Here is an 11,035-nt window from a genome sequence, read left to right on the forward strand (position 1 = left end):
TTTTTCTGTTTTATTTTAAGGTGGAATGTTTTTCATTTCTTTCTTTTTAAAGGTTATACTTCATTTGAGTTTCTCAAGGCATGATGTATATTACATCCCCTCGCCTAGTTATATTTAATGGCGTAGTCAATGAGATGGCCTCCAAAACTTCGTCAAGCGTACAATTCAAATCAAGACTACCATAATATTTTTCATCTTTCAAACTTCCTGATATTTCTATTTTTGTATCATAATATCTCGACAGTGATTTCAGCACATCAGAAAGTCTCTGTCCATCGAAATTCATAGCATCGTCTTTCCAACAAATATAGTTGTATACGTCCACTTCATTCACTTTTACTGCACCGTTGTCTTTTGAAAGACGTTGATTAGGGAGCAAGCGCTTTTTCTCTTTATTGTCTACTGTCACATCTACACTTCCCTGAACAAGTACCACTGCTGTCTCCGTATCTTTTACATAATCGGTTACATTGAATGATGTTCCCAGCACGGTAACTTCTAAACGATTCGTCTTCACGACAAAAGGGTGCTTAGCATCTTTACGAACGTCCAAATATACTTCTCCTTGTACATTCAACTTTCTATTCTCTAGAAAGTCCGAAGCATAAGATATGCATGAACCGGAATTAATCCACAATAAAGAACCATCCGGAAGGATTATTTTAGAACGCTTCCCATAAGGTACCATTATCTGATTCACCGATATCTTTTCTCCTCTGGAAGCAGCTACCAATTGTTCGTCCACTGTAACTGTACCGTCCTCACCTACCCGGATTTCAGCATTATTTTTATCCAAACCAACGGCCTGTTTACCATCCAAAATAATCTGTATTTGCCCTGAATGACCTAAAGAGTCTATAATATTGGCTGTAACATCTGTAGTTTTCTGCAAATTGGATTTGGATAGAATATAATAAGTCCCCAAACAGATGAATAGTAAGGCTGCCACACTTGCCACATAAGCCATTACTCTCCGATAAGGTAATGTTTTTTTGTGAAGCTGTACCGGTTGCGAAGATTCATGTTGAAGCCTATCCATCATTCTGGCAAAACTTTGCATCTTATATTCCTCAGATACAGGTTTGCTATCTTCAACCACTTTCATATTTTGAATCACCGCAATAGCCAATTCTATCTTTTCTTCACAACCGGGATGCTGAATCTTATAGAATTTAATATCAAACCCATTATCAGAAAAACCATATCTTGCCCATTGGAAGAAATCATCATCCAACAAAAATTCTTCTATATCTCTAAATGTATATTGAGCCATTTTCTGCCTTATTTTCTATGATGACAAACGAGCAGATGAATTTATACTCATCAGGAGAAAAAAAATCAAAAAAAGACAGACGGGATAAGTAAAAATGAAAGAAGTATGCTATAACAAGTTACTATACAATTATATAGAAAGCACATTAATAAGAAATAAAATAGTAGCGGATGAAGATTCTTTCCTAATCTTTTCCATAGAACGGAACAATAGATTTCGGGCAGACTGGATATTAATTTTCATTATTTCTGAGATTTCTTCAAAACTCATCTCATGGATAAAGCGAAGATAGATTATTTCTTTCTGACGTCCGGTAAGTCCTTTCAATATATGATGAACCTCATCTGACAGCCCTTGGTCATGCATCCAAGACAATTGCTCATCAATTGTATAATCCAAATCAAATGCAAAGTCATAATCCGGCAATGATTGAAGTTTCGCATTACGAAGTAATTGATTATAAATCAAATTCTTTAATGCACGAAATAAGAAGGAACGTAACTTTGTATTATCTTCAAGAATTATCTTTTTCTGATAAAGTTTCAGAAACAGGTCTTGAATCAAATCTTCTACCATCTCATTATCTCCCCCCACTCTACGACCATAAGCTAATAAATCATCAAAGCATAAACAGTACAATTGAGAAAATGCCATTTCATTTCCACCCCAAAATTGTACCCATAAATCTATTATGCGTTTCTGATCATTGAGAGTCATAAACTGTTTTTTAAGTCAGGTTTCAAGATTTAAACTATACTCTTTCGTATTTTATTCAATACTAATTCAAGGCAATATTCGCAAAATATATTGAGATATACAAATTTCCGGAATGGTTCTTCTTCAAATTTGATGGTAATCTCTTTTAATATGCCTCTTGAAACCGACTTATTTAATGGAGTTATTCCAAAGAAATTACCTCTCTGAATAGTTTGCCAGATTGTAACATACCGGCTTCGTGCTATTACCTACACGGTAGATACCGAACTTAAAGTAATAACCATCATCGTCGTTACGTCCAATCATGATTTTCTCATTGTCCACAATGTGTTTATTAACCTTTTTCCCTTTTTCCTGATAATCCATCTGTACATCGAGCATACCCGGCTTTACAATTGTTTCCGCCTCTTTGCCATAGACTGTCCAATCGATATGAATACGGAATGTAATCCAACAATCTTTCGGAAAATCGGCGAAAGGCATTTTGTAAGCAATGGTCGATGCTTTATATGTAGATGTCACAGGTTTCATAACCGGTGTCTTTTCCGGATTTGCGTTGCAACGGTCGTCTTTATCTGTCAACCATTTACGGTCGGAGTTTGCTTTGATATAAAACCATCCGCCTGAAAATCCGAATGCCAATGGAGGATAGCCACCTTGTTCCACCAGCCATCCGTTGGCCTTTCCGGCTTGATAAACGGGATTGCCTTGTTTGTCTTTCACCGGATTACCTTGCTTGTCCAGCTTGGGTTTCTTTTCGTATCCCATGTTTTTCTTAAAAATAGTAGTTTTGTCCAGTTCCATGAACTCATCAGCTGTCAGTTTCTTCACTTCACCCTGTGGAGTCTGTACCAAAGTACGATCCGGCATTCCATGCCATTGAGCAAAAATGGTGGAAACATCACTGCCTAATGTAGAAGGGATATATACCGAAAACTCATAATCGCGGGAAGCACCTTGCGGACAAATACCTTTTCCATGATGATATACAGTTTTCATTATTTGTGCTTTCTTATATGTATCGGCTGGTTTGCCTTTGAAATCATCGGAAGTTGCATAACAATAAGAAAATTCCGCACGCCCTTTTGTTTCCCCCGCTGCATATCCGGATAATGTGTTATCATCTTCTTTCAGTTCAAAACGATAAGAAGGTTTTCCGTTGAACATAAGGTTGAAATCACGTTGAATGGCATGCGCTTTTTTAGCTCCGACTGCTACCCAGCAACCATCTATAATCTGATTGACACATGCCGAATCTGCCTGTACATTTACACGCTCGGTCAGTGGCACCAAAGTCTGTGTTTCTATAGCCGGACCGGGTTTCTCGACTTGTTCAGCCATCGCCGTGCATCCTGATGCCAGCACGCAAATAATAAAAATGCTTTTCTTCATTCTATTCGATATTAAGTTTGTTGACGGTGCAAAAATACGAAAGGCAACCTCATCAGTTGCCTTTCGTTTGTCTCAAATGCTTTCACATTTGTGTAATTTTGCTGTCAACACCTGCCTGGAGGCTTAATTCGGTGCTTCATCGTTCAAATCTTCTTCAAGCATATCGACTTTCCGTATACTCATTTTTCCATCGGCGGTGATCGTTATAGAAAGCGGCATATACAAATCTGTCTGCGGATAACAAACACTTGCGGCATATACAATGCCCTGCGGAGTGGTCTTGTCGTATACAATTCCTTCCAATATAGATTTCGAGAGAAATTTTGCATCGACTACGGATGAAAAATCATTCTTAGTAAATGTCTTGTTCAATACCGTTTCGTTACCGCGTGTCAGGTGCAGCACTATTTTATTGTCGACATAAGTATCTCCCATCTCATTTGTTACATGAGGCAGACTTTCGTCCGGAGTACGTGAAACAAAGGAATGATAATCTTTTCCTTTGAACTTAAAGTTAGTTTCGCTCTTAGACGTCTGCATACGCTGCAATCCGTGAGCATCTATACTGTCTATTCTTGCCAGTAGCGACTGATTATCTGAAGTTCCTTTTTTACCGCCACATGCACTCACAGCCACTGCCAACGGCAATAAAAGCCAATAAACTAGTTTTCTCATACGTAAGTTTTCTGTTTATAAATAGATGGCAAAGGAACAAAAAGAGCGGGATATTTACAAGTGTAACCGACATTTTTCCTACATTTGAAGGAAAGAAGGAATGGAAAGGCTATCACAAAGGGGGGCTTGACAACAGTGGCAAACCGGCCAGTGCATTTAATGCTTTCAAGAGATAAGATTATTGAATCCTTTTTTATAACTTTACGCCGAATCCAAAATATTTTATACCTGAAAAGTAAAAATGAACATGAAACACCCCAAACAGTTATTAGCTGTACTTTTGATGGCCGCCGCCTGCACTATGCAAGCGCAACGCAGTGAGGCACTGCTGGAGAAGAACTGGAAATTCAGTAAAGGAGATTTTAAAGAGGCCAGTCAGCCGGAGTTCAATGACACTAAATGGGAATCGGTTGTTATTCCACACGACTGGGCGATTTTTGGTCCATTCGACATGAACAATGATCTTCAGAATGTGGCAGTGACACAGAACTTTGAGAAAAAAGCTTCCTTGAAGACAGGACGTACCGGCGGTCTTCCTTATGTAGGTACCGGATGGTATCGTACCAGTTTTGACGCCCCTGCCGACAAAGAAGTGACACTACTCTTTGACGGTGCCATGAGTGAAGCGCGTGTCTACATCAACGGAAAAGAAGCTTGTTTCTGGCCTTTCGGCTACAATTCTTTTCACTGTAATGTGACTTCCTTATTGAATAAAAACGGTAAAAACAATACGCTTGCCGTGCGTTTGGAAAACCGTCCGCAATCTTCGCGCTGGTATCCGGGAGCAGGTCTGTATCGCAATGTACACCTGATTGTGACTGACAAAATCCATGTGCCTGTATGGGGAACGCAAATCACAACTCCTCACGTCAACAAGGATTTTGCAGCCGTACGTCTCCAAACGAAGATAGACAATGCCGGTGAGAAAACAGCCATCCGTGTAGAGACGGAAATTCTTTCTCCGGAAGGTAAAGTTGTTACCCGGAAAGAGAATACAAGCCGCATCAATCACGGACAACCTTTTGAACAAAATTTTATTGTAAACGCGCCCGAACTCTGGTCGCCGGAAAGTCCGTCGCTTTACAAGGCTGTCTCTAAAATTTATGCGGATGATAAACTGGTAGATACTTACACCACACGTTTCGGTATCCGCAGCATTGAATACATTGCCGACAAAGGATTCTACCTGAACGGGGAGCACCGCAAATTTCAGGGTGTATGCAATCACCACGATTTAGGTCCGTTGGGCGCCGCTATCAATGTAGCAGCACTGCGTCATCAGCTTACGCTATTGAAAGATATGGGATGCGACGCGATCCGTACTTCTCATAATATGCCGACTCCCGAACTCGTTGCATTGTGTGACGAAATGGGATTTATGATGATGATCGAACCGTTCGATGAATGGGATATCGCCAAATGTGAAAATGGTTATCACCGCTACTTCGATGAATGGGCGGAACGTGATATGATAAATATGCTTCATAATTACCGGAATAACCCTTGCGTCGTTATGTGGAGTATCGGCAACGAAGTACCGACTCAATGCAGTCCTGTCGGTTATAAAGTGGCCAAATTCCTGCAGGATATCTGCCATCGTGAAGATCCTACCCGTCCTGTCACTTGCGGAATGGACCAGGTGACTTGTGTACTTGCCAACGGATTTGCAGCAATGATTGATATTCCGGGACTTAATTACCGTACGCAACGCTATCAGGAGTCATACGACCAACTCCCGCAGAATCTGATTCTGGGAAGCGAAACGGCTTCTACTGTCAGCTCACGCGGCGTGTACAAGTTCCCGGTGGAGGATAAGAAAGGGGCCAAATATGAAGATCATCAATGCTCTTCATACGATGTGGAGGTTTGTCCCTGGTCGAATATTCCGGACGAGGACTTTGCATTAGCTGACGATCATCATTGGACCATCGGACAGTTCGTATGGACCGGATTTGATTATCTGGGTGAACCGTCACCATACGATACGGATTCATGGCCTAACCACAGTTCAATGTTTGGTATCATCGACCTTGCCAGTTTACCCAAAGACCGCTATTATCTTTACCGTAGCGTGTGGAACAAGGAAGCGGAAACCTTACATATCCTGCCTCACTGGACCTGGCCGGGACGTGAAGGTGAAGTGACTCCCATTTTTGTGTACACTAATTATCCTACTGCCGAATTGTTTATCAATGGCAAAAGTTATGGAAAACAAAGCAAGAATAATAGTTCGCTAAAGAACCGCTATCGTCTGATGTGGATGGATACAAAGTACGAACCGGGGGAAGTGAAAGTAGTAGCCTACGACAAAAACGGAAAAGCGGTAGCTGAAAAAGTAGTCCATACTGCCGGAAAGCCTCATCACATCGAACTGGTAAGCAACCGTAACGAACTGACTGCAGATGGAAAAGACCTGGCTTATGTGACTGTTAAAGTAGTAGACAAAGACGGTAACCTCTGCCCTACCGATAATCGTCAGATAAATTTCTCGGTAAAGGGAACAGGTAAATATCGTGCTGCCGCCAATGGCGATCCGACGAACCTTGAACAATTCCATCTTCCGAAGATGCATGCTTTCAACGGCATGTTGACAGCTATCCTGCAAGCCGGTGAAACTGCCGGTGAGATTGTATTTACAGCAAAAGCAAATGGAGTGAAAGCCGGAAATATTCGTATTCAGACGAAATAAGGCATACGCTTCAGCATATAACAAACCCAGCGGATTTCTTTACTGAAAAGAAGTCCGATGGGTTTCTTCATACAACTATCTCCGAAACTTGCTCACTTGTGCTCAATAAAAGCGACGTTATAAGTACTTTAGCTAAATAGCTTTCCAGAAGGCCTGAAAATCACGATACCTGCCGTAGCAGACCAATTCGTCTCCTTCTTCCACTTTCTCATTTCCCGGTAATTCATTCTTCACATGAAGCTCGGTCAGAGAGATACCCAGGCAGTTGGTGATCTTATTCGCCCGTTTCAATCCTATCATTTTTAAATGAAACTCTTCATCCAGGTTTAACTCATTCACAAAATATCCTACAAATTTCTCCGGAACCGTGAACTTCACAACATAATAATCCTGATCGATGCGGAATCCTTCCATGTTAGTACCGAAATCGAGCAGTTGTACCAGGCTGCGGGCAGCATCTTCTTCCGGAGTCAGGATTCGTTCCAGATCAAAAGCTTCAAGCACTGCTTTATGTACGGCATCAATAGCACGGGCAAAAATACGGGGAACCTTTTTCTGCTTCAACAGGGCAACGACTCGTATCGACGCACCAAAATTCTCTCCAATCGCTACAATAACTATATCCACACTATTCAAGGGCAACACTGATAATGATTGTTCGTCAGTGGCATCAATGACAAAAGCTGTAGCAACCTTATCTTTGATGGAGTCTACACGACTTTCGCTTATATCCGCACCTATAATTTCGTGTCCCAAGGCGGACAGTTCTTCCGCCAACACATGGCCGTAATTTCCTAAACCAATAATAATATACTTCATAGCTTTAGTTTATTATGATGTTATCACTCGGATAACGGTATTTTGTATTCTTTTTCTGTTTGACGATTCCCAACATCAATGTTATCAATCCCACACGACCAATAAACATCAACAAAGACACCAATAGTTTGCTTGCGTCGCACAAATGAGGGGTCAGATTCAGACTGGAACCTACGGTACTAAGCGCAGAGACACATTCGAAAGTTAATGCCATAATGGAAACACCCGGTTCGAGTATGCTCAATGTGAAAATGAAAATGAATAAGACTCCCAATGACATGACTACTGTTGCATTGGAACGCCGGATTGAATCGTAAGACAATTCTCTGCCGAACACTTCCACTCGTTCAGTGCCACGCAATACGGCCACAAGATTCAGAACTACGACCGCAAAAGCATTCACTTTCACACCACCTGCCGTGGACTGTGATCCACCGCCCACCCACATCAGGAATAGATAAACCAATAGCGTCTGCACACTCAATGATGCCAGGTCGACACTACTGAAACCGGCTGTTCGCGGACAAGTGGCATTAAAGAAAGCTTGCGTCCACTTATCTGCCACAGGCATACCGGCAAAAGAACCATTCCACTCAAAAGCAGCAATAGCCAATGTGCCGATTAATAAAAGCAGGAAAGTCATGATTAACACGATTTTCGTATTCAGGTTATAGAGGTGCTGCATTTTATGCCGATCCAGTTTGCGGGTACGAATCAATTTCCAGAAACGACGGAGGTGATACAATACAATATCCTTGAAATTGACAAGGATGGGGAAACCGATACCACCAAATATAATCAATAGAGAAACGGTAATAAACAGCCAATTGTGGTTAGTCATCACCATCGGATTTCCTAAATTGCCGGAAAGTGTAGAAAAGCCCGCATTGCAAAAAGCTGAAATAGAATGGAAAGCAGCAAAACCCAACTCTCCTTCCAGGGTCATTCCCAACGTTCCGTGAATACTAAACCAAATCGAAACCATGCCGATCCCTTCAATCACTAAGGTGAAGCCTAATATATATAATAAAGTAGACAGCAAAGAACCTAATGAATTGGAACTAACCATATCACGCACAACAAGCTGATTGTAAATGGAGGTATTCCCCATAAAGAACATGGCGAAGAAACTGGTTAATGTCATCACTCCCAATCCGCCAATCTGAATCAACAGGATAATGACAACTAATCCCGAAGTAGTGAATGTAGTAGACACGTCTACCGGTACCAAGCCTGTAACGCATACGGCACTGGTAGCGGTAAATAAAGAGTCTACCCAGGTGATACCATTTACCGTGCAGCGCGGAAGCATCAACAAGCCTGCTCCAATCAGAATAATAGCCATAAAACTGACTGCCAATATCAAAGACGGATTGGTACGCCGTCCCAACAGACGCACCAGCCCATTAGACAGATTGAGGAAAGAAAGAACTAACAATAACAAAAGATGATAAAACTTCCCATGTAAGAATTCCCAAATATGCAAAATAGCTCCTTCTTCTTCCGGACGATGGAATATAACAGGTACTAAAGTGAGATATAACAACCCACTCAAGATCCAAGCTAATCGCCGGTATTGCTTTTTGGTATTCCGGTATTCTAGCGAGATATGTAAAGTTACATCAATCAGAAAGATGATCCAAACAGTTTTATACAATGTCTGTAAATTCGCCACTTCATCAATAGACAAGGGAAAGCCATGTTCATATACTACTCCGACAATCAATAATAATGACGCCAGATAGGTGAGTGCTTCTACCAGCCCTAACAAGATACGTACATAGGGTTTTAGCAGTTTATTCTGATACAATAAAAACTTATGATAAATCTTCATATCATCTTTTTTAACGGGGTCGTGCAAACTTAACTAAAATAACAATCAAATGCGATTCTTTGTTGACAAAATTTTCCGAATATTAAAAATTTGAGTACTTTTGGCAACAGAAAACTAAAAAACTACAATATTATGAGTGAAAAAAGAAAACGGTATATTCTACCGGAAGAAGAAATTCCACATTACTGGTACAACATTCAGGCTGATATGGTGAACAAACCTATGCCTCCGTTGCACCCGGGAACCAAACAACCGCTGAAAGCAGAAGATTTATATCCGATTTTCGCAAAAGAGCTGTGTCATCAGGAGCTGAATCAGACGGATGCATGGATCGAAATACCGGAAGAAGTGCGTGAAATGTACAAGTACTATCGCAGCACTCCGCTGGTTCGTGCTTATGGTTTGGAAAAAGCACTCGGCACTCCGGCTCATATCTATTTTAAGAACGAAAGCGTAAGCCCTATCGGTTCGCATAAATTGAACTCTGCATTGGCACAAGCTTATTATTGCAAAGAAGAAGGGGTGACCAACATCACCACTGAAACCGGTGCCGGACAATGGGGAGCCGCTCTTTCTTACGCAGCCAAGGTTTTCGGTCTGGAAGCTGCCGTTTATCAGGTAAAAATCAGTTATGAACAAAAACCATACCGCCGCAGCATCATGCAGACTTTCGGAGCACAGGTCACTCCTTCTCCATCTATGTCTACCCGTGCCGGTAAGGATATTCTGACTAAACACCCCACTTATCAAGGTTCATTGGGAACTGCTATTTCGGAAGCTATCGAACTGGCACAAATGACTCCCAACTGTAAATATACGCTCGGTTCCGTACTTAGCCACGTGACTCTCCACCAGACTATTATCGGACTGGAAGCTGAAAAACAGATGGAAATGGCAGGCGAGTATCCGGATATCGTGATCGGTTGTTTCGGAGGTGGTTCCAACTTCGGAGGTATCTCTTTCCCGTTCATGCGCCACACCATACAGGAAGGGAAAAAGACTCGTTTCGTTGCTGCCGAACCTGCTTCTTGTCCGAAACTGACACGTGGTAAGTTCCAATATGACTTCGGTGATGAAGCCGGATATACTCCATTGCTGCCGATGTTCACTTTGGGACATAATTTTGCTCCTGCTCATATCCATGCTGGTGGGCTTCGTTATCACGGCGCAGGTGTAATCGTTTCACAGTTGCTCAAAGATAATCTGATGGAAGCGGTAGATATACAGCAACTGGAGTCTTTCGAAGCCGGTTGTCTGTTTGCGCAGTCTGAAGGTATTATTCCGGCTCCCGAATCCAGCCACGCTATTGCGGCGGCTATCCGCGAAGCTAACAAATGTAAGGAGACAGGAGAAGAGAAAGTGATTCTTTTCAATCTTTCGGGTCATGGTCTGATCGATATGGCTTCTTATGATAAGTATTTGGCCGGTGATCTGGTGAATTATACATTGAATGACGAAGATATTCAGAAGAATTTAGACGAGATAGGAGATTTAGCTAAATAAATTACCTACCAGTTTCAAGTTTCACCACCGATTACACAGATTAACACAGATTTAATTGTAATTCGAAGATTGTCGATATAAAAATCCGTGCTAATCTGTATAATCGGTGGTATTTTTTCATTCCCTATATTTA

At 41.5% G+C, this 11,035-nt stretch carries 8 protein-coding genes; 2 read left to right on the forward strand and 6 right to left on the reverse strand.

Annotation, left to right across the window (positions count from 1 at the left end; genetic code table 11):
- Positions 1-73 precede the first annotated feature (73 nt).
- The 4 genes from DW173_RS07450 to DW173_RS07465 all read right to left on the reverse strand — a co-directional run bounded on the left by DW173_RS07450 (position 74) and on the right by DW173_RS07465 (position 4,057).
- On the reverse strand, positions 74-1,273 hold the full coding sequence (locus DW173_RS07450) for a FecR family protein (protein WP_120144190.1): 1,200 nt from the start codon (positions 1,271-1,273) through the stop codon (positions 74-76).
- A 129-nt stretch (positions 1,274-1,402) separates the two neighbouring features.
- A complete protein-coding gene (locus tag DW173_RS07455) occupies positions 1,403-1,990 on the reverse strand; it encodes an RNA polymerase sigma factor (RefSeq protein WP_004323707.1) in 588 nt (195 codons plus the stop codon).
- A gap of 195 nt (positions 1,991-2,185) precedes the next feature.
- Positions 2,186-3,382 (reverse strand): heparin lyase I family protein, encoded by a 1,197-nt coding sequence (locus DW173_RS07460; protein ID WP_008021459.1) that lies wholly within the window; start codon positions 3,380-3,382, stop codon positions 2,186-2,188.
- Between the two features lie 123 nt (positions 3,383-3,505).
- The gene (locus tag DW173_RS07465; RefSeq protein ID WP_008643053.1) at positions 3,506-4,057 is read right to left on the reverse strand and encodes a DUF4738 domain-containing protein; all 552 of its coding nucleotides are present in this window, start codon (positions 4,055-4,057) and stop codon (positions 3,506-3,508) included.
- Positions 4,058-4,298: 241 nt separating this feature from the next.
- Here DW173_RS07465 and galB point away from each other — a divergent pair, with 241 nt between their 5' ends.
- The gene (gene galB / locus DW173_RS07470) at positions 4,299-6,746 is read left to right on the forward strand and encodes a beta-galactosidase GalB (RefSeq protein ID WP_120144192.1); all 2,448 of its coding nucleotides are present in this window, start codon (positions 4,299-4,301) and stop codon (positions 6,744-6,746) included.
- Between the two features lie 132 nt (positions 6,747-6,878).
- Here the strand turns inward: galB and DW173_RS07475 are convergent, their stop codons facing one another.
- On the reverse strand, positions 6,879-7,565 hold the full coding sequence (locus DW173_RS07475; RefSeq protein WP_008770828.1) for a potassium channel family protein: 687 nt from the start codon (positions 7,563-7,565) through the stop codon (positions 6,879-6,881).
- A 4-nt stretch (positions 7,566-7,569) separates the two neighbouring features.
- On the reverse strand, positions 7,570-9,399 hold the full coding sequence (locus DW173_RS07480) for a TrkH family potassium uptake protein (RefSeq protein ID WP_008770827.1): 1,830 nt from the start codon (positions 9,397-9,399) through the stop codon (positions 7,570-7,572).
- A 132-nt stretch (positions 9,400-9,531) separates the two neighbouring features.
- Between DW173_RS07480 and DW173_RS07485 the strand changes: the two genes are divergently transcribed.
- Complete coding sequence (locus tag DW173_RS07485; RefSeq protein WP_004316593.1) at positions 9,532-10,902, forward strand: TrpB-like pyridoxal phosphate-dependent enzyme; 1,371 nt, start codon at positions 9,532-9,534, stop codon at positions 10,900-10,902.
- Positions 10,903-11,035 lie beyond the last annotated feature (133 nt).

This window comes from Bacteroides sp. AM16-13 (assembly GCF_003602705.1).
In the GTDB taxonomy this organism is placed as follows: Bacteria; Bacteroidota; Bacteroidia; order Bacteroidales; family Bacteroidaceae; genus Bacteroides; species Bacteroides xylanisolvens.

What these genes read in the sequence shown, in the direction of transcription:
- DW173_RS07450 (WP_120144190.1), bottom strand. Translation starts at nt 1,273, where the DNA reads ATGGCTCAATATACATTTAGAGATATAGAAGAATTTTTGTTGGATGAT.
- DW173_RS07455 (WP_004323707.1), bottom strand. Translation starts at nt 1,990, where the DNA reads ATGACTCTCAATGATCAGAAACGCATAATAGATTTATGGGTACAATTT.
- DW173_RS07460 (WP_008021459.1), bottom strand. Translation starts at nt 3,382, where the DNA reads ATGAAGAAAAGCATTTTTATTATTTGCGTGCTGGCATCAGGATGCACG.
- DW173_RS07465 (WP_008643053.1), bottom strand. Translation starts at nt 4,057, where the DNA reads ATGAGAAAACTAGTTTATTGGCTTTTATTGCCGTTGGCAGTGGCTGTG.
- galB (WP_120144192.1), top strand. Translation starts at nt 4,299, where the DNA reads ATGAACATGAAACACCCCAAACAGTTATTAGCTGTACTTTTGATGGCC.
- DW173_RS07475 (WP_008770828.1), bottom strand. Translation starts at nt 7,565, where the DNA reads ATGAAGTATATTATTATTGGTTTAGGAAATTACGGCCATGTGTTGGCG.
- DW173_RS07480 (WP_008770827.1), bottom strand. Translation starts at nt 9,399, where the DNA reads ATGAAGATTTATCATAAGTTTTTATTGTATCAGAATAAACTGCTAAAA.
- DW173_RS07485 (WP_004316593.1), top strand. Translation starts at nt 9,532, where the DNA reads ATGAGTGAAAAAAGAAAACGGTATATTCTACCGGAAGAAGAAATTCCA.